Origin of the sequence: Rhodovulum visakhapatnamense (genome assembly GCF_004365965.1) — a bacterium.
Lineage (GTDB): Bacteria > Pseudomonadota > Alphaproteobacteria > Rhodobacterales > Rhodobacteraceae > Rhodovulum > Rhodovulum visakhapatnamense.
This window is the reverse complement of record NZ_SOEB01000016.1, coordinates 39,767-64,596: the sequence shown is the minus strand read 5'-3', so window position 1 is coordinate 64,596 and position 24,830 is coordinate 39,767. Positions and strand designations below refer to the sequence as shown.

Below are 24,830 nucleotides of genomic sequence, written 5' to 3'. Positions count from 1 at the left end.
CTTGCGCGAATCTGATCGGTCAGGCAATAGTCTCGAAAAATACCGCGCGGTCACATAAAAATCGCGCCCACGGATCGAGCAGGGCATGACCGAGATAGACAAAGACCTGGACGTCGCCATTGGCCACTACGCCGAACTCTTGGCTTCGAACCTGCATGCACAACGCGCAGCGCACTTTCCACCAGACGCGAAAAAGGTGATGCGCAGCTTGACGAGCGGTGAGGCGGCCGAGCTGCTCGGTGTCGATCACACCTACCTTCGCAAACTTCATCGGGAAGGCAAGATCACGGACGTCGAGACGACGGCCGGTAGCCATCGCCGCTACACCCTCGACGATGTCTGGGAGATCAGGCACAGCCTCGAGGCCAATGCCAAGAAGCCGGGAACCTATGTGCCTGGTCGGCGCAAAGGGGACGAGCTGCAGGTCATTTCCGTTGTGAACTTCAAGGGTGGGTCCGGCAAGACAACCACATCAGCACACCTTGCACAGAGACTTGCGTTCAAGGGTTATCGGGTCCTGTCCATTGATCTGGATCCGCAGGCGTCGTTGTCCGCCTTGCATGGGATCCAGCCTGAACTGGACCTCATGGAAGGGGGGACGCTATACGACGCAGTCCGTTATGACGACCCTGTCCCGGTTTCCGAGGTCATCAGGAAGACGTACATCCGAGGCCTGGATCTCATTCCGGGCAATCTCGAGCTCATGGAGTTCGAACATGAGACCCCCGCCGCGATCCAGCGTGGCGGCGCCCGCGCTTTCTTCGCGAGAGTCCGTGATGCACTCGACAGCGTCGAAAGCGACTACGATGTCGTCGTGATCGACTGCCCTCCGCAACTGGGCTTCCTGACCATGTCTGCCCTTTCCGCGTCCTCGGGGGTCCTGGTTACCGTCCATCCACAGATGCTCGACCTCATGTCGATGTCGCAGTTCCTGCGGATGACGGCAGACCTGTTGGGTGTGATCCGCGATGCAGGCGCCAACCTGCGGTTCGATTGGCTCCGGTTCCTGCCGACCCGCTACAAGGTGGGCGACGCCCCACAGACCGAGGTGATCGCCTTCATCCGCGGGCTCTTCGGGCGTTCGGTGCTGACCAACCACATGGTCGAGTCGACGGCGATATCGGATGCCGGGCTGACCAAGCAGACCTTGTATGAGGCGGACAAGAAGGACTTCACGCGCCAAACCTTCGACCGCGCCATCGAGTCCATGAATGCCGTCAACGATGAGATCGCCGCGATCATCCAGAGCACGTGGGGACGCAATGGCAAGAAAGCCTAAACTGGGACTGCCCTTGCAGACTTTGCGTAATGCCCCCGACGCTCTTGAGGGGCGCAGGCTGCGGGGCGGCGTGTTCGAGATCGAGCCTGACCATGTCGAGACCTTGGGCAGGCTGGATGACCGTCTCCAAATCGAGATTGCTGGGCTGAAGGCATCGATCTCCAGAAGCGGCCAACGGGTGCCGATCCTCGTACGACCTCTCGAAGGTGATCGCTACAGCCTGATCTACGGGCGTCGTCGGCTTGAAGCCTGCCGAGAGCTCGGGATCAAGGTCCGTGCGATCGTAACTGAAATGGACGGGGATCAGGCGCTTCGTGATCAACTGCTTGAGAACCAAGAACGACGTGACCTTAGCTTCATCGAACGTGCGTTGGTTGCGGCGGCCTTGCTCAATGGCGATCATCTGGGAGAGGCGGAACGTACCAACAAGGGTGTGGCGGAGGTTCTGGGCCTCACCGAAGCTGGTGTGTCGCAGCTGTTAAGCGTCGTCCGCGCGGTTGGCGAGAGCCTCGTCCTAGCGATCGGTGCTGCGCCAGGTATCGGCCGGCCTCGTTGGGAGGAGCTCAAGAAGTCAATGGCCGATGCATCTGTGGACCGCGAGGACCTCGCTGCAGTGGCGGCTGAGGCCAGGTCTTCTCACTCTGGTGGTCCCGACGAAAAGTCGGACGCCGCGTTCCTGGCCGTCCTCTCCGCAGTGGTGCAGGCAGAGCGGCCGACCCGCCCATCAAGTCCCCGAGGGGCACCCATTGTGGCCATTCCGGGTGTCGGGGCTGCAACCATCGCGACAGGGCGCCGCGGCCGACAGTTCAAGCTCGAGCTGAAGGCCGAGGATAGAGATTTTGTCAGCTGGCTTGAGGGCAAGGCCCCGCAGCTGATCGCCGAGCTTCACGAGCGCTGGAAGCGCAAGGAAGACTGAGGAAGAGCAACAACCAAAAAGGAGGCACGAGACAGGCAGAAAAGAAAAAGGCCCCGAGAAGCAAGCTTCACGAGACCTTTCTTAGGTTTCGCACGGGACCAGCCCGCTACAAAACTCAGTTTTCGCACCTCTGAATGTAGCGATCTGGCCCCTTTCCCGCAAGCGCAAAGCGATTCGCGGGCCAGGGAAATTTTGCCTTCGTGAATGACATCATGGAGTACACACCGATTTCGCCGTTTATGCGGCCGATCTCGCACGCCCATCTGCGCGTGGTCGAGCAGCCTGAGGCGTCTGTTCCGGGCAAGCCCGTCAACAAGTGGGAGCTCCTTCGCGAGCTGTCCAAGGCGCAGGCCGCCTTTAGGATTTCCGAGCGCGATCTGACTGTTCTGCAGGGGCTTCTCAGCTTCTTTCCGGATGATGCGCTTGGCGGGAACGCCGAGATGGTTGTCTTCCCGTCCAACAAGGCAATCTGCGAGCGGCTGAACGGTATGCCTTGCTCCACGATGCGCAGGCACATTGCCCGCCTGGTCGAGGCAGGCTTGCTGATGCGCCGCGATAGCCCCAACGGGAAGAGGTATGTCCGCAAGCATGGCGAAGAGCGCGTGGCTTTTGGCTTTGATCTCTCGCCGCTCTACTGCCGGGCCGAGGAGATTGCACGGGCCGCAGAGGCCGTGCGTGAGGCCGAGGACCGTGTGCGGCGACTGCGGGAGGTCGTGAGCCTCATGCGGCGCGATCTCGCTGCCGTTGCGGAGTTTGGAGAGGAGATCCGGCCAGGCCTTGGCCTCTGGGATCAGCTTCGCGACAAGGCTGTCCTTACTGCGCGCGCCCTCCGCCGCAAGCTTGCGATCGAGGAACTTGCGGCAGTTAGAGCGGACCTCGAAGCCCTTCTCGACCACGCACGCAACGTCATTGACGGTCTTGAAACAGAAGAAATGAACACCAATGGTGCCAAGTTTGAGCGTCACCATCATAATTCAAATAAAGAATCTATAGATCTTGAACCTGCCTTAGACAAAGGCGGGGCGGCGGCCGGCGCGCCAGATCCTGAAACGGATGCGCTTTTTGCTGACGTGGAAGAAGCGGACACAAGACGCGTGCCAAAGATTCCGCTCCATCTGGTGATCGCGGGGTGCCCATCGCTCAAAACCTTCTACCAGGGCGATATCCGTCACTGGCATCAGCTTTTCGATGCCGCTTGCCATGTGCGGCCGGCCATGGGGATCAGTGCGTCCGCTTGGGAAGAAGCGCAACGGTTCATGGGCCCCGAGCAGGCATCGATCGTTGTCGTCGCCATGCTGGAACGCTTTGCGGACATCCGATCGCCCGGTGGCTACCTCCGTGCGCTGACATCCAAGGCGGCGGCGGGCGAGTTCTCCTGCGGACCGATGGTCATGGCGCTGATGTCCCGGCGAAATGCTGCATAACAGCTGTTAAGTCTCTTGGAGCGATCATCAAGTTCGGCGCGACTTTACAGCTGTTAAGTCACGCAGCGATGCGTCGATAGCCGAAGAGAGAAAAAGGTTGGGGGTTTGAGGGGTGACGGGAAGTGAGTTCGGGAGAGTGGCTTCCGACGCCCGTCGCGGAGAAGATCTGATGGCGAAAGCAGCCCAGAAAGTCACCCTGTCCCCCTCGCGGGACATTCCCTTCAACAAGCTCGCGCTGAGCCAGTCCAACGTGCGGCGCATAAAGGCTGGCGTCTCGGTCGAGGAACTGGCCGAGGACATTGCCCGTCGCGGGCTCCTGCAGAGCCTGAACGTCCGGGCCGTTGTCGATGCCGATGGTGTCGAGACCGGCATGTTCGAAATCCCAGCCGGTGGCCGTCGCTTCCAGGCGCTGACGCTTCTGGTGAAGCAGAAGCGACTGGCGAAAACCGCCCCGATCCCCTGCATCGTGCGGGATGCCGCGTCCGACATTCTGGCCGAGGACGACTCGCTGGCCGAGAACATGCAGCGTGTGGCTTTGCACCCGCTCGACCAGTTCCGCGCATTTCATGCTCTTCGCGAGAAGGGTCAGGGCGAGGAAGCGATCGCCGCGGCCTTCTTCGTGACCCCGCAGATCGTGAAGCAGCGCCTGAAACTCGCGTCCGTGGCCCCTGCCCTGCTCGAGGTCTATGCCGAGGATGGCTTGACGCTGGAACAGCTGATGGCGTTCACGGTGAACCCTGACCACGGGCGTCAGGTCCAGGTCTGGGATGCGGTGAAGAACTCCTGGAACAAGGAGCCCTACGCCATCCGGCGTATGTTGACGGAGACCTCGGTCCGGGCTTCGGATCGTCGTGCGGTCTTCGTCGGTGTCGATGCCTATGAGGCGGCGGGTGGTGTCGTCCTGCGTGATCTTTTCCAGGGCGATGACGGTGGCTGGCTCGAGGACCCTGCTCTGCTCGACCAGCTGGTCGCCGAGAAGCTTCAAGCCGAAGCCGAGGCGCTGGCCTCGGAGGGCTGGAAGTGGATCGAGGTGGCGACCGACCTGCCCTATGGCTACAGCCACGGTCTGCGACGTCTGGCCGGTGATCCCGCGCTGATGACGGACGAGGAAAGCGCGGCCCACGCTTCGCTCCTCGCCGAGTATCGGGCGCTGGAGGAAGAATGCGCCGACCAGGACGAGTACCCCGAAGAGATCGATGCCCGGCTCGGTCAGCTCGAGATGGCGATGGAAGCGCTCGAACAGCGGCCGCTGAACTACGACCCGGCCGAGGTTGCGCGCGCGGGCGTATTCGTGACGCTGGATCGGGACGGCAGTCTTGCGATCTATCGCGGCTATGTCCGGCCCGAAGACGAGCCGCGCGAGGAGACCGCGGTCCAGGAGGGCGATGGTTTGGATGCCATGGGGCAGGGGGGTGATGTCGGTGTTTCCAACTGGAACCCGTCGGCCACCTCCGCCGGGGGTACCGTCATCACCTCGGGTGGTCACCCGATCGGCGCGGACGCATCCGACGAGGAAGACGACGGGGCGCTGAAGCCGCTGCCCGAGCGTCTGGTCATGGAAATGACCGCCCACCGGACCCTCGCGCTTCGGGAAGCAATCGGGCGCTCGCCCGACGTCGCGCTGACGCTCCTGCTCCTGAAGCTCGTGACGGACACCTTCCGCACCTCATCTGCCACCGGCAGCTGTCTCGAGGCTTCGGTGCGTCACGTCTACATGTCGGCGCAGGCGCCCGATCTGAAGGACAGCGTCGTGGCGAAGCTCGTCGACGAACGTCATGCGGCTTGGGAGGCCGACCTGCCCCTCGGAGACGATGCGGCGCTCTGGGAGTATCTGACGATCCTCGACCACGGCAGCCGTCTGGCTCTGCTGGCGCATTGCCTCAGCTTTGGGATCAACGCGCTTCATGAAAAGGTGCACCCCTATGGGGCAGGTATTTCAGCCAGCGGTCTGACTCGCCGCATGGCCCATGCCGATCTCGTGGTGCGCGCGGTCGATCTCGACATGGTTGAGGCAGGCTGGGAGCCGACGGTCGATGGCTATCTCAACCGGGTTCCCAAGGCCCGGATCCTCGAGACCGTGCGTGAGGCGAAAGGCGAGGGGACTGCGCAGCTTCTCGACCATCTGAAGAAGGGCGAAATGGCGACGGAAGCCGAACGGCTTCTCAAGGGAAGCGGTTGGTTGCCCGAGGTCCTGCGCCGGGCCGATCTGGTGACGTTCGACGGAGAGGCGGTCGGAGAACGGCAGGGGGAAGATGCGGGCGATCCCGAAGACATCGCTCTCCCGGCCTTTCTGACGGTCGATTTGCCGGACAGCGATGCGTCGATGATGGCGGCAGAGTGATCTGAGCCATCCGGGGGGCGGGGAAACCCGCCCCTCTATCTCACAAAACACAGCAATATCAATATGATGAATGCGGATACTCGCATTCGGGATGAGGAATCATGTCTGCAACAAACATCATCGACACAGCCCCTTTGGGGGCGCTCATTCGCTACACGGACGGCAGTCCCAAGCCGCCGGCACGCTTCACCAAGAAGCTTGCCGCCTGGGAGCGTTCGAACGGCGTCGGTCGTCTCGTGAAGAAGGAGCCGCCCCGGGTCTATCCGACCTGGACCGCTCCGGCCTCCTTCACGCTGCATGAAGGGAACTTCTCCTCGGACGGGGTGATCCTCGTCACCATCATGCGCAGTCATTCGGCGGACAGCCGACTGATCTTCGAAGTGGCCGAGGTACCGAAGGCCGGGCAGGTGCGTGTGCTCCTCGACTTCGGGGGCAACACTGAATTGCTGCATCTGGCGGAGTCCGTCACCGCGGCCGAGCTATGGATTGCGCGGGAGGGCTATCGCAACGCGCGGCTCGAGATCGTCGGTGCCGAGGACGGCGAAAGGGCAGGGGGCGCGGACCTGGCCGCCTGAGCCCTGACAAGGCGTGAGGGGTCTGCCGAAGGGCCGGGCCTCTCACCGACCAAGAACCTCGTCCCGCGATATCGCGGGGCGCCATAGGATCCATCCCCCAAGACGGAGGTCTTCAACCAAGAGCCTGCCCGGGAGGCTGGCGGCGTTCCAAGCATCAGCGGGACAACCGGCTCCTGACGTCGGGGCACCATCCCCCGCTCGCCATTCCCTTCCTTGCCCCGAATCCCGTCTTCGAGATCAACCCGCAAAGGGGTCGGACTACGGGCGAGCCCGTGCCGCCGGGCAGATTCGGGCGAGCCGAACGCACCCGGTGATGTCAGCCAGTCTTCGGGCCTGCGGGGTCCTGTCGCGCGGGGGATGGTCCCCCGCCTCCAAGATAGGAGCCAAACAGATGTCCCGCAAAGATGCACACGCCTTCGCCGCTTCCCTCGCCGCCACGCTCATGGTCTCGATCGTTGTCTTCCAGGCAGGGGATGGAACCTTCGGCGCTGTCCCCGCCGATGAAATCGACGGAGACGAGGTCGTGATCGTCTCGGAATACGATCCCTTCGGGTGAGGCTTCGGCCTCACTTCCCGAGGGCCCGGGCGCGGCGCGGGTGCGCCTCTGGGCCTATCGCCGACCGTGTGACCGGCGATGCCGATCAGAGGAACGTCTGTGTGCCATCTGCGCAGATCGTGGTACGTACACAGGGCGGAGAACGGACTTTCTCTGCGGGTGCGAAGCTGCGAACCGAGTTTTCGAAGAGCGGCCATTCAAGGTGACCGCGCACGGTCAAAGGAATGATGCGTTCTCAAAACTTCGCCGGGCCAGACGCGCCATGGAGCGGGGTCCACTGATAAGCAACCAACGACTTTTCCGATGGCCGCGGAGGTTGATGCTCTACCTAAAGAGAAGCGACTCTGAGTTCGCGCCGTCGCCACCAGCGCTAAACGTTGAAATGGCAGGCGACCGGAATGCTTCTAAGGTCAAACGAAATGAGCGGGAAGCTTGGCCGCCGAAGTCGCGTTACGGCTCGAGGTCATACTTTTCGTCCTGAATACAGTTGAAATCGTGCATAGACCACGTTTATCTGCTTAACTTCCCCCGACGGCGAACCACAAGGCGGGAATACCAACCGCCACGACAATCGCATAGACGATACCGACGTGCAGACCCATGGCCTTGCCGCCCATTCCGATGGAGATCGCGGCCTTGATGGCGGTATTGACGGTCGCGGCAATGAAGATCGCCGTGGCGGCCGCGTTTACGGCAAGGTCGCCTCCGGCAAGCCGCGACACCGAGATGGTGATCGCATCGACATCGGTCACGCCCGACAGCGCGGCGGCGACTTGGATGCCGGCCTTTCCATACCATGCCTCAAGGTAATGCAGCACCAGCAGCACGATGGTCAGAAGCGCCCCGAACGCCAGTGCGGCCCCGAGGTTGAGCGGATTGGCGACGGCGTCGAGATCCGATGCCCGGTCTGTGCCGCGGTCGCGAACACTCAGGATCGCCGCGCCACCGAGGCCGGTCACCGCCATGACGCCCATCGGCATGGCAAGCGGCGCGATCAGGGGTGGATGGAAGATCGCCGCGAGGACGAGGATGCGCAGGAACGTCACAGATCCCGCGACGACGGCGCCCGAGGCCGCGACAGGGCCAAGACCGGCCTGCGTCCGGGCAAGCCGGGCCAGCGCGACCGTCGTCGATGTCGACGAGGCAAGACCGCCGAACAGACCCGTCAGCAGGACCCCCAGATCCGCCCCGCCAAGCCGGATCGCGGCGTAGCCGACAAAGGACAGGCCGGCCACGATGACCACCGCCCACCAGATTTCGTAGGGGTTGAGCGCTGCGCCTGGCCCGTATCCCTGATCCGGTAACACCGGCAGGATGACGACCGAGATCAGCGCGAGCCTGAGAAGAGCCTCCAGTTCGAGCCGTTCGAGCCGCGCCACCCAAAGGTGCAGCCGCCGCTTCATGGTCAGCAGGAGCGCGGCGACCACTGCGACGGCGGCAGGCGGCGCCAGATCGCCCAGAACCGCCGCTGCTCCCAGCCCAAAGGTCAGCAGCAGCGCAACTTCGGTCGTCAGGCCGAGATCGTCGTTTTCCTTCAGGCGCACCCGGTAGCTCAGCGCCAGCAGGCCCGCGAGGCCGAGAAAGGCGAAGGCGAGCACGACCGGCCCCGTCAGCGATGCGAGCCAGCCGCTGACCCCGCCGAGGAGGCCCGCCAGCGCAAAGGTCCTGAGGCCCGCGATGCGCGCCCCCTCGGGTTCCTCGCGTCCGTGCCAGCCCCGCTCGAGCCCCAGGAGCAGCCCGATTGCAAGCGCGACTCCGAGCCGCTGAAAGAGTTCGAGGTCATCCATGTCTGCGCATCATCCCTGTGCCGTAGCGGGCGGAACCAGGCTCAGTCGAGCGCATCATGGCCGATCGCCTTGCAGTCGGAGAGATCCGATCCGCCCGCACCTGCGACGTCCTTGGCGAGGTCGCACAAGGCGCTGCGCATCCCTTCCTCAAGGACCGGATGGTAGAACGGCATCGCCAGCATGTCGGCGACGGTCATCTCCGCCTCTACCGCCAGGGCCAGCAGGTGCGCCAGATGTTCGGCCCCCGGCGCGCACATCTCGGCGGCCAGCAGGCGGCCGGTCTTTCGGTCGGCGTGGATGCGCAGGAGGCCGGCGGCTGTCTGTGCCATGCGGGCGCGGGCCTGTTTCGAGAAATCCGCCCGGCCGGTTGCGACGCTCGCCTCGTCCAGGTCAGACAAGGGCGGGCCGACCCGCGCCACCTGCGGCGAAGAGAAGGTGATGAAAAGCGGCGTGCGCCGGCACAGCCCGCCTTCCGCGTCCGGCGCGGCCATGCGGCCTGCGATATGCCCCTCGTCGGCGGCCTCGTGCAGGAGCGGGCGGTAACCGTTCGCGTCGCCGACCAGGAAGACGGGCAGATCGCCGATGCGCAGGCTCGCGGGATCGACCTCGGGCAACCCGTCGTCGTCGAGCGGCACGCCGAGCATCTCCAGCCCCAGACCGTCGATGTTCGGCCTGCGGCCCATCGCGGCCAGCACCGCGTCGGCCTCGAACGCCCCGCCTGCGCCGGTCACGCGGAGGGTGCCGCCCGTATCCTCGATCTCTGCCGGGGCGCCCAGATGGAGCGCAAGCTCGGCCTCTATCAGCGGGCGGAAGGCGGCCAGCACCTCTGGGTCGTCGATGCCTGCCAGCGCCTCGACGGCGTCGAAGCCCGCGACCTCCAGCCCCAGCCGCGCCAGCGCCTGTGCGATCTCCACCCCGATCGCGCCCATGCCGATCACGGCGATGCGGCGCGGCAGGTCGGCCTGTTCGAAGAGCGTGTCCGTGGTCAGGAGACGGTCGCCGAAATCCCGCCACGGCCCCGGCACGACCGGGCTGCTGCCGGGGGCGAGGATGATCGCGCACGCCTCCACCGTCTCGCCGTTCACCTCCAACCGCCCGGGGCCGAGCAGGCGCGCGCGCCCCGGGACGGCGCGCTTGCCCAGCTTGCCCGGCACCGCTTCCGGCCCCTTCACGAACCCGTCGCGCATCGCGCGCACGCGGGCCAGGACCGCAGGAATGTCCGCGCTCAGACCCTGTGCGCCCCGGATGCCGAACGCCTCGAACGTGCCGCGCCGGTGAAACGCGTTCGCCGCCTCGATCAGCGCCTTGGACGGCATGCAGCCGACGGCGGCGCAGGTCGTCCCCCAATGGCCGTCGTTCACCAGCAGAAAATCGTCGGTATAGCGGCGCACCTCGCGCAGGGCCGAAAGCCCGGCGCTGCCCGCGCCCACGATGACGGTATCGACCTTCATGCGCTTACTCGTCCGCGTCGGCCTTGGTCTCGTGCTCGGTGCCCGGTTCGTGCTCGGGCGGGCTGTAGGTGGTGAAGAGCTTCAGCATCCCCGACCCGGTGTTGCGGAAGTTGTGGAAAACGCCCGAGGGCACGATGCTGACATCGCCATCGGCGATTTCGGTTTCCGTCTCGCCGATCTTGGCCACGCCCGAGCCCGCGACGAAGTAGAGCAGTTGGTCATGCCCCTCGTGCACCTCGCCGCCGATCTCGCCGCCCTCGGGGATGGCCATCAGCACCAGCTGCGTCTGCTCGCCGGTCCACAGGACCTTGCGGAACTCGTCATTCGCGCGGGCCAGCTCGACGACGGGCAGTGTAAGTTTCGGGGTCTCGGTCATGGTGCGGCCTCCTCGTGCCGTGGTTTTACGCGTCTGCTCAGGACTTGGCCCGCTATTCAACCAGCAGGCAATCGGCTAACGTCCGATGGCGTGCACATGCACACCCCCTCAACAGGAAGGAATCGCTCCGATGTCCGAACGGAACCAGTATATCGAAAAAGCCAAGGCGAAGATCGATCAGTGGAACGCCGAGATCGACAAGATGAAGGCGCAGGTCGACGAGGCCGAAGCCGACGCGAAGATCGAGGCGCAGAAGCAGCTCGACGCGGCGCGCGCGCAGCGCGACGAGGCCGAGGCGAAGCTGAAGGAGCTGCGCGAGGCCGGCGACGACGCCTGGGACGACATGAAGGCGGGCTTCGACAAGGCCTGGGACAGCATCTCGGGCGCCTTCGACAGCGCCATGGCCCGCTTCAAGTGAGGACATGCCGATGACCGTCCGCGATACCCTGCGGGCGGCGGGGCTCGCCGCTCTGCTCGCCATGCCCGCCGCCGCGCAGGAGTCGGACGCGCTGACCACCGCCGACGAGGTTCGCGCGGAAATCTCGGACTCGATGGACGCCATAGCGGCCTATTCCGAGCAGGAGCGCGACCAGGCGCTGGCCGAGGCGCGCGAGGCGCTGAACCGGCTCGATGCCGAGATCGAGCGGCGCGAGCAGGCCCTGCGCGAGAACTGGTCGGAGATGTCCGACGCCGCGCGCGAGACCGCCGAAGCGCGGCTGCGTGACCTGCGGCAGGCGCGCAACCGCCTCGGCGAGCGCTATGGCGCGCTTGCGTCCGGCGCGAGCAGCGCCTGGGACGAACTGAAGACCGGCTTTTCGGACGCGTGGACCGCCCTCTCCGAGGCGTGGAGCGCGGCAGACGACGACGCCTCCAACAACTGACCGTCCGGCCCGCGCCGCCCGCGCAAGGATTGCGGGCGGCGAAGGGTCGGACCGAAGAATTTCTGTAGAAGCACCATGGACACAGCCCTTTGGATCGTCGTCGCGGCGGCGCTTCTGACCGCGATCATGACCGGCGTCGGCGCGCTGCCTGTCCTGTTCGTCAGACGCGTAAGCGACCGGACGGTGGGCTGGTCGAACGCCGCCGCCGCCGGGCTGATGCTGGCCGCCAGCCACAGCCTGATCGCCGAGGGCGTGTCGCTCGACATCACGCTGACGCTGGTGGGCGTGCTTGCGGGGCTGGGCGCGATCGTTCTGGCCGACCGGTTGCTTTCGGGCGCGGGCGACATTGAGGTGGCCGACCTGCAGGGTGCGGGTGCGGCCAAGGCGCTCTTGATCCTCGGCATCATGACGGCACATTCCTTTGCCGAGGGCGTCGGCGTCGGCGTGTCTTTCGCCGGCTCCGAGGGCTTGGGCGCCTACATCACCACGGCCATCGCCTTCCACAACGTGCCCGAGGGGCTGGCCATCGCGCTGGTGCTGGTGCCGCGCGGCACGCCGGTCTGGAAGGCCGCGCTTTGGGCCATCTTCACCAGCCTGCCGCAGCCGATCATGGCCGCGCCCGCCTACCTGTTCGTCGAAACCTTCCGACCCTTTCTGCCCGTTGGCCTTGGCCTTGCGGCGGGTGCGATGATCTGGATGGTCTTTTCGGAGCTTTACCCCGATGCCTTGGAAAAGGTCCGCCACGGATCGGCGGCGACCGCCGTGACGCTGGCCTTCTCGGCCATGATGGCCTTCCAGATGCTTGTCCTTGCCCATTGAGCGGCTGAATCAGGAGTTCCCCATGTCCCCCATCGTCCGCGCCTTCTTCGACCGGCCCACTGGCAGCTTGCAATACGTCTTCCACTGCCCGGCGACGAAGAAGGCCGCCATCGTGGATCCCGTCTGGAATTTCTACCCCGAGGCCGGCGCCGTCACGACCGAAAGCGCCGACGAGATCCTTGCTTATGTCGAGGCGGAAGGGCTGGAGGTCGTCTGGGTGCTCGACACGCACCCTCATGCCGATCATTTCTCGGCCGCACCGTATCTGTCCCAGAAGCTCGGGGCGCCCACGGCGATCGGCGAAAAGGTCACCGACGTCCAGAAGCTGTGGAAGGGCCTTTACCATCTTGGCGACGATTTCCCCACCGACGGCAGCCAGTGGGACCGGCTCTTCGCCGAGGGCGACGAGTTCATGGTGGGCGAGATCCCCGTGCGCGTGATGTTCTCGCCCGGTCACACGCTGGCCTCGATCACCTATGTCGCGGGCGACGCGGCCTTCGTCCATGACACGTTCATGATGCCCGAAAGCGGCACCAGCCGGGCCGATTTCCCCGGCGGCAGCACCGAGGATCTGTGGACCTCGCTGCGCGCGATCCTGGATCTGCCGGGCGACACGCGGCTCTATATCGGCCACGATTACCCCGATGAAGGGCAAGCCCCTGAATACATGGCGACCGTGGCCGAACACCGCCTGCGCAACCGGCATGTCAAGGACGGGATCGGCAAGGCCGAATTCATCGCCATCCGCGATGCCCGCGACGCGACCTTGCCTTTGCCCACGCGCATGCTGGCCGCGCTTCAGGTGAACATCCGGGGCGGGCGCCTGCCCGAGGCAGAGGCCGACGGGCACAGCTACCTGCGGATTCCGGTCGGAAAGTTCGAGCCACGATGAGCGACCCGGTCGAAAAGGCCTTCGGCACGATCACCGGCGCGAAGGCCGCGCAGATCGAGAAGGGCGAGGCGCGCAACGGCGTCGTCCACGTCGTGTCGCTGACGCTGACCAAGACGGCCGACGCGCTGATCGACCCCAAGCTGGTTCTGTCCTGGTTGCTGACGGCGCTGTCGGCGCCGGGCGCGATGGTCGGGTTGCTGGTGCCCGTGCGCGAGGCGGGCGCGCTCCTGCCGCAACTGGCGCTCGCCCGCCGGGTCGAGGCCAGCCCGCAGCGCAAGCGTTTCTGGGCCGTGGGCAGCGCGGTGCAGGGCATCGCGGCGCTCGGCATCGCGGCCGCCGCGCTGCTGTTGTCGGGGGCCGTGGCGGGCGCCACGATCGTGGTCTGTCTCGCGGTGCTTGCCGTGGCGCGCTCGGCCGCCTCGGTCAGCTACAAGGACGCGCTGGCGCGCACCATTGCCAAGCGGCGGCGGGGGGCGGTCACGGGCCTGGCCGCCTCGGTCGCGTCGGTGTCGGTCTTCGGCGTGGGCCTCATGATGGCCGCGGGGCTCTTCGAGGTGGCCGTCGCCCCGCTGGCGGCGATCATCGCGCTGGCGGGGACGGCGTTCCTGCTGGCCTCGGTCATCTTCATGACGCTGCGCGAGCCCGATAAAACACCCGACACCGAGGATGACGACGGCAGCCTCGCCGCGCTGGTCGAGCCGATCGTGACCGACGGCCAGTTGCGCCTCTTCGTGGCCTCGCGGGCGGCACTCGCCGTCACCGCGCTGGCCCCGCCCTTCATCGTCATGCTGTCGGCCACCTCGGGGCGCAGCGCGCTCGACCAGCTGGGGCCGCTGGTCATGGCCTCGACCGCCGCCTCGGTGCTGGCCTCTTACGTCTGGGGGCGGCTCTCGGATCGCTCCAGCCGCCAGACGCTGATGGCCGCGGGCGCGCTCGGGGCCGCGGTCTTCGGCGTCGTCGGCGGCATCGGCCTCGCGCTTGGCGGGCTTGGCGGGGCGTTTGGTGCGGCAGCGGCGATCTTCGCGGCGCAGATCGCCTATGAGGGCGTGCGCGCGGGCCGCAAGCTGCACCTGACCGACATGGCCGAGGACGCCTTCCGCGCCCGATATACGGCGCTGTCGAACACGCTGATCGGGGCAGCGCTTCTGGCGGGCGGGCTGTTCGGGATCGCGGCCGACCGCTTCGGCCCGGCGCCCGTCCTGCTTGCCTTTGCCGTCATCGCCGCCCTCGGCGCGGTCCTGGCGCGGGGGCTGGAGGAGGTCCAGCAGGACTGACGGCGCTCAGATCTCCTCGCGCACCTGCGCGTAGGTCAGCGCCGCGAAGATGCCCGTGCCGCCGAGCACGTTGCCCGCAAGCGCGGGAAGGATACCGCCGAAGACGGCGGGCGCGAGTCCCAGTTCGCCGCCCACCACCAGCACGAACAACTCGGTCGACCCGGCCACCACGTGCGACATGCCGCCCAGCCCGATGATGTAGGTGACGATCACGATCATCAGCACCTCGCCCGCGCTTTCCATCCGCGGCAGGATCCAGACCAGCGCCGCGATCAGGAACCCCGCCGGAATGCCCCAGGCGAAATGCTCGAAAGGGCTCGCCTCGGCATAGTGGCGCGAGATCGACACGATCCCCTCGAACCGCGCTTCGGGCAGGATATGCCCGTGCACCAACACCAGCGCCGCGGCCATACAGCCCACGAGATTGGCGGCGAAAACGATCCCCCAGAGCCGCGCCGTCTGCGCGAAATTCGATCGCGTCGGCGCCAGAAACAGCGGCAGGATCGGCGTGATCGTGTTCTCGGTGAACAGCTGCATCCGCCCGAGAATGACGATCAGGAAGCCGACCGTGTAGCCAAGGTTGGTGATCCCTGCCGCCCAGTCCGCATGGGGCAGGATCGAGGCGAGAAACCCTTTCGCCAGCACCGAGGTGCTGATGGCAAGCCCCGCCGCGACGCCCGACCACCAGAGCGCGCTCAAGGGGCGGGACAGTTCATGATCGCCCTCACGCCGGATCGCCTCGAAGATGACCGAGGTAGGGACATTCGAGTATTCGTCGACCTGCTTTTTTTCGTCGCGGTCAAGATCGGCTTCTTCAGACATTTCTGGTCTTCCACATGGCCCCGGCCTTCACCTCCGGGGCGCAGCAGCCTTGCGGCCCGTGATAGGGAGAGAACGGAGCGCTCAGGTTCCCGTCTCGCCCTCCGTCTCGATTTTCAGCGGCTCGCCGCAATGCTTGCAGTGGATGGCATCCGGTTCATGCCGGTTCAGTCCGCATTCCGGACACTTATACTTGATCTTGGACGGCTGAAAGATGGCGCGCGCAAGCTGCACGAAAAGCGCCACGCCCACGACCATGATGAAGACCGAAAGAAGCTTGCCGCCCGGCGTCGTCATCGTGATGTCGCCAAAGCCGGTGGTGGTCAGCGTCGCAACCGTGAAATAGAGCGCGTCGATATATCCGCCGATGCCGGCGGCTTCGTCGAAAGCCAGCACGAAGACAAGCGACGTGGTCACGAAGATGAAGACGAACAGGTTGACCGCGGCAAGGATCGCGTCCTCGTGGCGGCGGAAGAACAGGCTCTCGCGCCGCAGATCGCGCAGCAGGTGGTAGGCATGGATCAGCCGCAGACCCCGCAGCACGCGCAGGAAGGCGAGGTTCTCGGTGAGGAGCGGTGCAAGCAGGAGGGACGCCACCACGACAATATCCGCCAGCGTGTAGATGCGCGTAAGCTCGCGGCGCAGGTTGTCGGAAATCCAGAAGCGGGCCGCGAGATCGAGCAGGATGAGCAGGCCAAGCCCGGTGTTCAGCGCGGTCATGGTCGGCGTCGTCGGCAACGCCGCGGTCGCGAGGAAATACACGATGGACAGCGCGTCGAACGCAATGAGACCGTAGCGGAACCGCCGGGCGTTCCGACTTTGCCCCGTGTAGAGCAGGCGGATGGTGCGGTGCAGGTCTTTCATCATTGGCATAGTCGGCTCGCGGTCGCCCGCCGCCATTCGTCGCTACCTTGGCTTGCGTGGGGGCACGGTCGGGGCGGCCTCGAACGGCCGCCCCGGACGTCTTACCGCGGCTCGCTCATCAGGCCGCGCACAATGGCGTAACAGGCGCCGAGCAGCACGATGGTGAACGGCAACCCGGTGGAGACAGCCATCGCCTGCAAGGCCGCCAGACCGCCACCAAGCAGCAACGCGATGGCCACGAGGCCCTCGAAGCTCGCCCAGAAAACCCGCTGCGGGGTCGGCGCGTTAACCTTGCCACCCGCGGCGATGGTGTCGATCACGAGCGAGCCGGAGTCGGAGGAGGTGACGAAGAACACCACGACGAGGACGATCCCGACCAGCGAGGTCAGCCCGGTGAGCGGCAACTGTGTCAGCATCTCGAACAGCTTGAGTTCCAGCGCTGCGTCCTGCACCCCGGTGAAGCCGTCGTTGACCACCTGGCCGATCGCCGTGCCGCCCATTGCGGTCATCCACAGCACCGACAGGATGGTCGGAACGATCAGCACGGCAATCAGGAATTCGCGCACCGTGCGGCCCCGGCTGACGCGCGCGATGAACATGCCGACGAAGGGCGACCAGCTGATCCACCACGCCCAGTAGAATGCCGTCCACCCCGAGGCAAAGTTTGCATCTTCGCGTCCGAAGGGCATCGACAGGGCCGGCAGGTATTCACCGTAGGCGGCGAGGTTCGTGAAGAAGCCGGTCGCGATGGCCATGGTCGGGCCGAATGCGATGACAAAGACCAGCAGGATCGCCGCCAGCGCCATGTTGATTTCGGACAGGCGCTTGACCCCGGCGTCAAGCCCGGCCACCACCGACACCAGCGCAATCGCGGTGATGACGATGATCAGAGTGACCAGCATCGGGTTGGAGATCGAGGTGCCGAACAGAAAGTTGAGGCCCGCCGCCGATTGCTGGGCGCCAATCCCCAGCGAGGTCGCGAGACCGAAGATCGTGGAGAAGATGGCCAGAATGTCGATGATATGGCCGGGCCAGCCCCAGACCCGCTCTCCGAAGATCGGATAAAAACAGGAGCGTAGTGTGAGCGGCAGGCCCTTATTGTAGGCGAACAGCGACAGGGCGAGCGCCACGACGGCATAAATCGCCCAGGGATGCAGGCCCCAGTGGAAGATCGTGGCGGCCATGCCGAGGCGCGCGGCCTCCGCGACGTCGCCCTCGGCCCCGCCCAGCGGCGCCCAGTCGGTGCGCACGCCATCCTCTCCGACGGTGATCCCGCCCATGGCAGTGCCGAAATGGCTCATGGGTTCGGAAACACCGTAAAACATCAACCCGATGCCCATGCCGGCCGCGAACAGCATCGAGAACCAGCCGACATACCCGTAGGAGGGCTGTGCCTCTGGACCGCCGAGGCGCACCTTTCCCAGCGGCGAGACAATAAGGAACAGGCACAGCAGCACGAAGATATTGCCCGACAGCAGGAAGAACCAGTCGAGGTTGCCGGTCAGCCAATTGCGCAGGTTCAAGAAGACCGGCTCTAGCGCGGTCTGGTAGGCCATCGTGAGGAACGTGAATGCCATGATCCCTAGGGCCGAGACGGTGAACACGACCTGGTGAATGTCGAATTCCAGCTTCCAGGAACTGGCGATATTGTCCTGTCCGATCTCGAATTCGGTCTCGATGATCTCGGTGTCGCCCTCGGGTTCGGGAATGGGCTCGACCTCGGGCTGATCGTCCGCTTCGATTTCGGTGTTCTTTATATCTTCAGTCATTTTATTATTATCCTTGGCGGGGTCGCGTCAGCGAACCACGAAGACAGATACATCCGCATGCGAGGCCATTTTGCCACCATGCGAGGGCCAGATGGCGTTCATCACGTTCGGAATATGTGAAGCCATCACCACAAGATCCGCGCCGATTTCCTTGACGGCGTCGAGGAGAATGCCGTCGATATGCGCGGTCGGATCATGCGCGACATAGGTTTTCGAACTGGCCCCCGCTGGAAGGTCGGCGCCGCTTTCTTGCGCAAACGCCGCCATCTTCTTCTCGAATTCGGCAGGGTTGTGCGCGGAAGGTCCGGGAACTTCCGAGGTGACGCCGACGAAGGTCAGCTTTGCGTCGAACTGCCTCGCGAGGGCGCGGGCCGTGTCGATCGCCTTGCCCATTCGATCGGCGTGTTCGAGGTCAATCGGCACCATGATGTGTTTGTATGGCACAGTGATTCTCCAAGAGAGAAGTTACCTTTCCTCGTCTACGCTCAAACGGCAGCCGAAGTGATCGTTTTTTTGGGCGTCGCTTTTGAGACGAAGCGGACCTAACTACTCGCGCACACGCGCCTGCACTCGCATCACAGCGTAGTCCACCAGCATCTCGGCGATCGCTAACCCTTCCGGCAGTAGGGCGAGCGCCTCGGCCGCTTGCGCCTGGAACTCCCTGCTATACTCGACGACCGGCGGACAGGCACCGAGTCTGCCGACATCAGAACGGGCCGTCGCGCAGCCGCTCAGCCAGATCGTCGCGAGAACGAGGGCGACGCGCCGCAGCCTCGAGCATTCGTCGCGCGCTCGACAGCAAGCCGAAAAAACCCCGCGATGTCGTGTTTTTACTCAACTACCGTCACGGTGAAGGCTACGATGACCTCGGAACAACGAATCGAGAGCACCATGCCCGACGCCCTCTCCCGCGCCCTGCTGACCTTTCGTGCGCCCACGTCCGAAGACGGCGCCGATGTCTGGGAACTCATTCGCAAAAGCGGCCCGCTCGATGAAAACTCCATGTACTGCAACATCGTGCAGTGCGATCATTTCGCGGATACCTGTGTGATCGCGGAACTCGACGGCGTGATCGTCGGCTGGATCTCGGCCTTCATTCCACCGGACGAGCCTGACACGCTGTTCGTCTGGCAGGTCGCAGTTGGCGAAACCGCCCGCGGCCGCGGCGTGGCCAAGAAGATGCTGGACCAACTGTTCGAGCGTCCTGCCTGCGCCGAGGTCACGAAGCTCAAGACCACCATCACCGCCGACAACGACGCGAGCTGGGCACTGTTCAACAGCTTCGCCGACAAGATGGAGGCCGAACTGGACCACGAACCGCATTACGAGGAAGACGCGCATTTTAGCGGCAGGCAAGCCACCGAATACATGGTCACCATCAGCGATATCGACCGCACAGCCGCCCAATGACCGGCATTCCTGCAGAAAGATCCCCCATGCAAAACGACATCTTCGAGCGCCGCGAGTCCCAGGTGCGCAGCTACTGCCGCAGCTTTCCCGTGGTTTTCGAACGCGCCGAGGGCAGCCATCTGTTCGACACCGACGGGCGTAAATACATCGACTTTCTCGCCGGCTGCTCGACGCTCAACTACGGCCACAACGACCCGGATATGATGCAGGCGCTGATCGCGCACATCCAGGCCGGCGGCATCGCGCACGGGCTGGACATGTACACCGTCGAGAAGGCGCGCTTCCTGAAAGCGTTCGAGGAGATCATCCTCGAGCCGCGCGGCATGGACCACAAGGTGATGATGACCGGGCCCACGGGGACCAATGCCGTCGAGGCGGCAATGAAGCTTGCCCGCAAGGTGACGGGCCGGCGCAACATCGTGTCCTTCACGAACGGCTTTCACGGCATGACAATGGGCGCGCTGTCGCTGACCGGGAACGAAGGCAAGCGCGCGGGCGCGGGGGGCGGACCGCTCTGCGGCGCTACGCACATGCCTTACGACGGGTCACTTGGCGCGGATGTGGACACGCTAGCGCACCTGGAGATCATGTTCGGGAATTCCTCGTCGGGCCTCGACGCGCCGGCGGCCTTCATCTTCGAGCCGGTGCAGGGCGAAGGCGGGCTGAACGCGGCCTCGGACGCGTGGATGCAGGGCGTCGCCCGGCTGGCGAAGAAGCTCGGCGCGCTGCTGATCGTCGATGACATCCAGTCGGGCTGCGGCCGCACGGGGCGGTATTTCGCCTTCGAGGAGGCCGGGATCGAGCCCGACATGATCACGCAGGCGAAATCGCTGTCGGGCTTCGGCCTGCCCTTCGCGGCGCTTTTGGTAAAACCCGAGTATGACATCTGGAAGCCGGCCGAGCACAATGGCACCTTCCGCGGCAACACCCATGCCTTCGTTACCGGGCGCGTGACGCTGGAAAAATTCTGGAAGGACGACACCTTCGCCGCCGAGGTCCGCCGCAAGGGCGCACATCTGAAGGGCCGCCTGTCGCGGATCGCCGAACTGGTGCCGGGGGCTGAGATGCGCGGCCGGGGCATGATGCGGGGCATCAACGTCGGCTCTGGCGATCTGGCCGCGGCGATCTGCGCGGAGGCTTTCGAGCGCGGGCTGATCATCGAGACCTCGGGTGCCAATGACGAGGTGGTCAAGTTCCTCGGCCCGCTCACCACGCCCGACGCGGTGCTAGACGAAGGGCTCGACATCCTCGAGGCCGCCGTCGGCGAGGCCGCTTCGAAATCCCACAAGGCCGCCGAGTAAGAGCATGATCGTCCGGGATTTCAACGACCTCAAGACCAGCGACCGCGCCGTGTCTGACGCACAGTGGACCAGCGTGCGGATGCTGCTGGCCGATGACGGGATGGGCTTTTCGTTCCACATCACCACTCTGAAGGCGGGTAGCGAGCACACCTTTCACTACAAGCACCACTTCGAAAGCGTCTATTGCATTTCCGGCGCTGGCCGGATCACCGATCTCGCCACGGGCGAGACGCATGAGATCGGGCCCGGCGTGATGTATGCCCTCGACCAGCATGACAAGCACACGCTCGTTGCCCATGAAGACCTCGTGATGGCATGCTGCTTCAACCCACCTGTGACGGGTCGCGAAGTGCACCGCAAGGACGGCTCCTACGCCCCCGCCGAGTGAGAAGAACCAGACCATGATACAAGGACATACCGTCGAAAAGATCGGCGGAACCTCCATCAGCCGCGCCGACGAATTGATGGACACGCTTTTCTGCGGCGATCGCGAGGGCGGTCCCTACGGACGGCTCTTCGTGGTCTCTGCCTTCGGCGGGATCACGGACCTGCTGCTGGAGAGCAAGAAATCGGGCGAACCGGGCGTCTACGGGCATTTCGCCTCGGCCGAGTCGGACATGAAATGGAGCGAGGCGCTGGATCGGACGGCGGCGCGCATGGCGGAGGTGCATGGCCGACTGCTCTCCCACGATGGGGATCGGCAGGAAGCCAACGAGTTCCTGCGCGACCGGATCGAGGGCGCGCGCTCGTGCCTGATCGACCTGCAGCGCCTGACCTCCTATGGACATTTCCGGCTGGGCAACCAGCTATTGACCATCCGCGAACTGCTCTCGGGGCTGGGCGAGGCGCATTCCGCCAAGGTGGTGACGCTGATGCTGAACCGCCGCGGCGTGGATGCGCGCATTGTGGACCTGTCGGGCTGGCGCGACGACAGCCACCCGGACCTGCAAGCGCGCCTCACGGATGCCCTGTCGGACATCGACTTCGACCGCGAGCTGCCGATCGTGACCGGCTACGCGCAGTGCCGCGAAGGGCTGATGCGGGAATTCGACCGCGGCTATTCCGAGGTCACCTTTGCCCATATCGCCGCCCTGACTGGCGCACGCGAGGCCGTGATCCACAAGGAATTCCATCTATCGAGCGCCGACCCCAAGATCGTCGGAACTGGAAAGGCTCGAAAGATCGGGCAGACCGATTACGACGTGGCCGACCAGATGTCGAACCTTGGGATGGAGGCTGTGCACCCGAGTGCAGCCAAGATCCTGCGACAGGCCGGGATCCCGTTGCGCGTGGCCAATGCGTTCGACGTGGAGGACCCCGGCACGCTGATTCTGTCGGACGTCGAGGACGCGCCGCGCGTCGAGATGGTCACGGGCCTCGTCGTGGCGGCGCTGTCGGTGCACGAGCCGGACATGGTGGGCGTGAAGGGCTACGATGCCGCGATCCTGGACGCGCTGACGCAGAACGATGTCTGGATCGTCTCCAAGGCGTCGAACGCGAACACCATCACGCATTACGTCGATCCGCAACTCAAGGCGCTGCGCGCGGTGGAACGCACGGTCGAGGGCCGGTTCGAAAATGCCGAGATCGACATCCGCAAGATCGCGCTGGTCAGTGCGGTCGGACGCGGCCTGCTTGGGCTCGGGGTGCCGGAGCGTGGCCTTCATGCGCTGGCCAAGGCCGGCATCGACAGCCTTGGCGTGCACGCCATCGCACGGGGCGTGGATGTGCAGTTCCTTGTACCGGAGGATCGGCTGAACGATGCGATCACCGCGATCCATGAGGCCCTCGTCGAGGCGACCTCCGGTCAGGGCTTCGGTAACGGTGAGGTCTAAGTCAACGCGCTTTTGACATGATGACCCGCTGGCCGAACCAAATGGTCGGCCGTGATGCGGACCATCGTGGAGCCCCCGGTGTCGCTGGCGGGAGAGCGCCCATCTTCCAGAATGATCTTCCCCGGGTTCGTGCTTCGGTCCGTGGTCAGCGCGAGGGCTGCCGACATGATGACGGTTCAAGTGCGGTGTTCGAGACGACCGTGGCGCGGTGCATCGAAGAAGGCTTGGTCAGCGGCAAGCGCATGGCGGTCGATGCCAGCCTGATCGAGGCGGACGCCAACAAGCAGAACTCGACGCCGAAGGAGGACTGGGATGTCTCGCAGATCGACCCGGCTGAAAGGCGAGTTTCTGGAGCAGGGTTGGGCAAGAGTAACTTCCAGGGCGCGGCGCCCCCGCAACCGGCCAGAGGTACACGCCCGGGGTGGACAACAAGGCTATGGGCGGAAGGACGAAGCCGCTCCGCGGCAATGGCGCCTGTTTCTGGCGTATCGCGCCAATCTGACCTTCACGCTTCGCTGATGGGGCCGCTGGCCTGACGATTGGGACCTTCTCAATCGTCAGACAGGAGGAGCCCATGAAGGATCAGAAAACGACGTCGCTGCGCGAGCGGATGATCGAGGATATGCGCATCCGCGGCATGGGCGACAAGGCGCAGAAGGCTCATATCCGGGCGACCAAGGATTTCGCCGCGTTGTTGCGCCGGAAAGCGCCGTCCGGCACCTCGGTCACGCCCCCGACACGGCGACCCCCGAGGTGCACTGCCTGAAGATGCCGGAGCCTCTTCAACCCAGCGTTCGCTTGCGTAAGGATAGAAGGGCGAGGCGTCGGTGGGCGAGATGGTGCCGGACGGCGCTTTCCGGCGCAACCGCAAAGCCCATATCCTCAAGAGCGCACGCCGCGCGAGCGCGCACGAGGCTCGACTTCGCAGGCGCAGCGAACGGCGGGAATGACGGACCGCACCGCGGCGGAGCGAGGCGGTGGTCAATGGCCGGAACGGGCCGACCTCGACGCTGCGAGGTGCCCGCGATTCGGGGTATGCTGCGACGCGACAGAGGTCGGCTCCGAGCCCTCTCCGAGGGATGCTGCGGCGGCGCCTGATTGTGTGCGAAGCGCCCAATGCTGCCATTGCTTGCGGAGGTCCATCCGAACCCGGTCACTGACGCCGCAGCAGGGTAGCTTCGTGTCAAGATACTCGGCGGCGATATCCGACTAAAATCATCACTAGTTTAAGAGCCAACCCTCATGCGGAGGGTTTGGTGAAACGGGGGCACTCCAGTCCTGACGTCGAACCTTCTGAGACGCGACTTTGGGGGAATTGTTGGGAGGTACCTCGAGCTCGTTTCTGGGGCTAGTGAACATCACGAAAAGAAATGGCCCCCGAGGGGCCATTCCAATTAAGAAAGCTGAGCATCCGCCGGCGTTTTGGCTTAACCGCTACTCAGAGTTCCTGAGCCGTTGGCCGGAAGAGGATCTCGTTGATGTCAACGTCCTCCGGCTGGCTAATGGCGAAGTCCACCAAGCGAGCGAACGTCTCGGCCGGAACGCCAACTTGGCCGACATAGTCTTGGTTGGCCTTCTGAACATCCTGCTCGGTGATGTGGTCCAGCAATTCGGTCTTCACCGCACCAGGTGAGATGATTGTGGTGCGGATGTTGTAGGGTTTCACCTCCTGACGGAGTCCCTCGCTGATGGCCCGCACGCCGAACTTCGTCGCGGAATAGACTGCAGAACCGCCAAAGATCTTATGTCCCGCGACTGACGACAGGCTGATGATGTGGCCCGCCTTTTGCTCCTTCATATAGGGGAGCGCGGCCGCGATGCCGTAGAGCACGCCCTTTAGATTGACGTCGATCATCTGGTCCCATTCGTCGACCTTAAGGCGCTCGAGGGGGGACAGCGGCATCACGCCGGCATTGTTGATGAGCACGTCGATCCGTCCATAGGTCTCGACGGCCGTATCGACCAGCTCTTGCACGTCCGCCCGATTCGTCACGTCGCTCACGACGACCGTTGCCTTACCGCTGGCGGCGACGATATCGGCCGCCAGCGCCTCAAGACGATCTGCGCGCCGCGCGCCAAGTACGACGCTAGCGCCCTTCGACGCAAGATGCCGAGCCGCGGCTTCGCCCATGCCGCTCGAGGCGCCTGTGATGACGATGACTTTTCCAGTGATGTTGTCGGTCATTGATTTCTCCTTCGAGGATGGATGGCGCGCTGACTCCTGGCCCCACCAAGGGAATGAGTGGCTCGCAGCGCGCCGT

Annotated in this window: 24 protein-coding genes and 1 pseudogene; 17 read left to right on the top strand and 8 right to left on the bottom strand. The window is 64.7% G+C overall.

Annotated elements, in window-relative coordinates:
• Positions 1–85: 85 nt before the first annotated feature.
• The 6 genes from repA to EV657_RS21625 all read left to right on the top strand — a co-directional run bounded on the left by repA (position 86) and on the right by EV657_RS21625 (position 7,091).
• Positions 86–1,279 carry a plasmid partitioning protein RepA gene (gene repA / locus EV657_RS14310; protein ID WP_134078507.1) on the top strand — a complete coding sequence of 398 codons (1,194 nt, stop codon included), beginning with the start codon at positions 86–88 and terminating at the stop codon, positions 1,277–1,279.
• On the top strand, positions 1,263–2,195 hold the full coding sequence (gene repB / locus EV657_RS14305) for a plasmid partitioning protein RepB (protein ID WP_134078505.1): 933 nt from the start codon (positions 1,263–1,265) through the stop codon (positions 2,193–2,195). The genes repA and repB overlap by 17 nt, the downstream gene beginning before the upstream one ends.
• A gap of 212 nt (positions 2,196–2,407) precedes the next feature.
• On the top strand, positions 2,408–3,619 hold the full coding sequence (gene repC, locus EV657_RS14300) for a plasmid replication protein RepC (protein WP_134078548.1): 1,212 nt from the start codon (positions 2,408–2,410) through the stop codon (positions 3,617–3,619).
• Positions 3,620–3,788: 169 nt separating this feature from the next.
• Positions 3,789–5,960 carry a ParB/RepB/Spo0J family partition protein gene (locus EV657_RS14295; protein ID WP_134078547.1) on the top strand — a complete coding sequence of 724 codons (2,172 nt, stop codon included), beginning with the start codon at positions 3,789–3,791 and terminating at the stop codon, positions 5,958–5,960.
• A 101-nt stretch (positions 5,961–6,061) separates the two neighbouring features.
• Positions 6,062–6,535, top strand: coding sequence for a hypothetical protein (locus tag EV657_RS14290; protein ID WP_134078503.1), 474 nt, complete (start codon positions 6,062–6,064; stop codon positions 6,533–6,535).
• A gap of 391 nt (positions 6,536–6,926) precedes the next feature.
• Positions 6,927–7,091 carry a hypothetical protein gene (locus tag EV657_RS21625; RefSeq protein WP_007803240.1) on the top strand — a complete coding sequence of 55 codons (165 nt, stop codon included), beginning with the start codon at positions 6,927–6,929 and terminating at the stop codon, positions 7,089–7,091.
• 518 nt (positions 7,092–7,609) lie between these two features.
• On the opposite strand, the gene EV657_RS14285 is transcribed toward EV657_RS21625, so the two are convergent.
• From EV657_RS14285 to EV657_RS14275, 3 genes are read right to left on the bottom strand one after another with little or no spacing between them, the layout of a single operon-like run.
• Positions 7,610–8,878: an MgtC/SapB family protein gene (locus tag EV657_RS14285; RefSeq protein ID WP_134078502.1), complete on the bottom strand. Its 1,269-nt coding sequence runs from the start codon at positions 8,876–8,878 to the stop codon at positions 7,610–7,612.
• A 41-nt stretch (positions 8,879–8,919) separates the two neighbouring features.
• Positions 8,920–10,329, bottom strand: a complete 1,410-nt coding sequence (locus EV657_RS14280; protein WP_134078500.1) for a dihydrolipoyl dehydrogenase — start codon at positions 10,327–10,329, stop codon at positions 8,920–8,922.
• Positions 10,330–10,333: 4 nt separating this feature from the next.
• Positions 10,334–10,705: a cupin domain-containing protein gene (locus EV657_RS14275; RefSeq protein ID WP_134078499.1), complete on the bottom strand. Its 372-nt coding sequence runs from the start codon at positions 10,703–10,705 to the stop codon at positions 10,334–10,336.
• A 130-nt stretch (positions 10,706–10,835) separates the two neighbouring features.
• Here EV657_RS14275 and EV657_RS14270 point away from each other — a divergent pair, with 130 nt between their 5' ends.
• From EV657_RS14270 to EV657_RS14250, 5 genes are all read left to right on the top strand, one after another.
• Positions 10,836–11,123 (top strand): sll1863 family stress response protein, encoded by a 288-nt coding sequence (locus tag EV657_RS14270; protein WP_134078497.1) that lies wholly within the window; start codon positions 10,836–10,838, stop codon positions 11,121–11,123.
• A 10-nt stretch (positions 11,124–11,133) separates the two neighbouring features.
• Positions 11,134–11,586, top strand: coding sequence for a sll1863 family stress response protein (locus EV657_RS14265; RefSeq protein ID WP_134078495.1), 453 nt, complete (start codon positions 11,134–11,136; stop codon positions 11,584–11,586).
• 75 nt (positions 11,587–11,661) lie between these two features.
• Positions 11,662–12,405, top strand: coding sequence for a ZIP family metal transporter (locus EV657_RS14260; RefSeq protein ID WP_134078494.1), 744 nt, complete (start codon positions 11,662–11,664; stop codon positions 12,403–12,405).
• Positions 12,406–12,427: 22 nt separating this feature from the next.
• A complete protein-coding gene (locus EV657_RS14255; protein ID WP_134078492.1) occupies positions 12,428–13,297 on the top strand; it encodes an MBL fold metallo-hydrolase in 870 nt (289 codons plus the stop codon).
• The gene (locus EV657_RS14250) at positions 13,294–14,571 is read left to right on the top strand and encodes an MFS transporter (RefSeq protein WP_243837631.1); all 1,278 of its coding nucleotides are present in this window, start codon (positions 13,294–13,296) and stop codon (positions 14,569–14,571) included. Before EV657_RS14255 ends, EV657_RS14250 begins: the two co-directional genes overlap by 4 nt.
• 6 nt (positions 14,572–14,577) lie before the next feature.
• On the opposite strand, the gene EV657_RS14245 is transcribed toward EV657_RS14250, so the two are convergent.
• From EV657_RS14245 to EV657_RS14230, 4 genes are all read right to left on the bottom strand, one after another.
• On the bottom strand, positions 14,578–15,393 hold the full coding sequence (locus EV657_RS14245) for a formate/nitrite transporter family protein (RefSeq protein ID WP_134078491.1): 816 nt from the start codon (positions 15,391–15,393) through the stop codon (positions 14,578–14,580).
• Between the two features lie 81 nt (positions 15,394–15,474).
• Positions 15,475–16,254 (bottom strand): ion channel, encoded by a 780-nt coding sequence (locus EV657_RS14240; RefSeq protein WP_134078543.1) that lies wholly within the window; start codon positions 16,252–16,254, stop codon positions 15,475–15,477.
• A gap of 101 nt (positions 16,255–16,355) precedes the next feature.
• Positions 16,356–18,023 carry a BCCT family transporter gene (locus tag EV657_RS14235; protein ID WP_134078489.1) on the bottom strand — a complete coding sequence of 556 codons (1,668 nt, stop codon included), beginning with the start codon at positions 18,021–18,023 and terminating at the stop codon, positions 16,356–16,358.
• Positions 18,024–18,050: 27 nt separating this feature from the next.
• Entirely contained in the window at positions 18,051–18,467 is a 417-nt protein-coding gene (locus tag EV657_RS14230; protein ID WP_243837627.1) for a universal stress protein, read from the bottom strand.
• Positions 18,468–18,914: 447 nt separating this feature from the next.
• Between EV657_RS14230 and ectA the strand changes: the two genes are divergently transcribed.
• The 6 genes and pseudogenes from ectA (at position 18,915) to EV657_RS14195 (ending at position 23,335) form a co-directional block, all read left to right on the top strand.
• Positions 18,915–19,433 carry a diaminobutyrate acetyltransferase gene (gene ectA / locus EV657_RS14220; RefSeq protein ID WP_134078486.1) on the top strand — a complete coding sequence of 173 codons (519 nt, stop codon included), beginning with the start codon at positions 18,915–18,917 and terminating at the stop codon, positions 19,431–19,433.
• A 26-nt stretch (positions 19,434–19,459) separates the two neighbouring features.
• Positions 19,460–20,734, top strand: a complete 1,275-nt coding sequence (ectB, locus tag EV657_RS14215; protein WP_134078484.1) for a diaminobutyrate--2-oxoglutarate transaminase — start codon at positions 19,460–19,462, stop codon at positions 20,732–20,734.
• 4 nt (positions 20,735–20,738) lie between these two features.
• Positions 20,739–21,122 (top strand): ectoine synthase, encoded by a 384-nt coding sequence (locus EV657_RS14210; RefSeq protein WP_134078482.1) that lies wholly within the window; start codon positions 20,739–20,741, stop codon positions 21,120–21,122.
• Between the two features lie 13 nt (positions 21,123–21,135).
• Positions 21,136–22,569, top strand: a complete 1,434-nt coding sequence (locus EV657_RS14205; RefSeq protein WP_134078481.1) for an aspartate kinase — start codon at positions 21,136–21,138, stop codon at positions 22,567–22,569.
• A gap of 161 nt (positions 22,570–22,730) precedes the next feature.
• A pseudogene (locus EV657_RS22740) lies at positions 22,731–22,883 on the top strand (IS5/IS1182 family transposase); the annotation flags it as partial.
• Between the two features lie 260 nt (positions 22,884–23,143).
• The gene (locus EV657_RS14195; RefSeq protein ID WP_425057260.1) at positions 23,144–23,335 is read left to right on the top strand and encodes a hypothetical protein; all 192 of its coding nucleotides are present in this window, start codon (positions 23,144–23,146) and stop codon (positions 23,333–23,335) included.
• Between the two features lie 672 nt (positions 23,336–24,007).
• Here the strand turns inward: EV657_RS14195 and EV657_RS14190 are convergent.
• Positions 24,008–24,754: an SDR family oxidoreductase gene (locus EV657_RS14190; protein WP_134078478.1), complete on the bottom strand. Its 747-nt coding sequence runs from the start codon at positions 24,752–24,754 to the stop codon at positions 24,008–24,010.
• Positions 24,755–24,830: the final 76 nt, after the last annotated feature.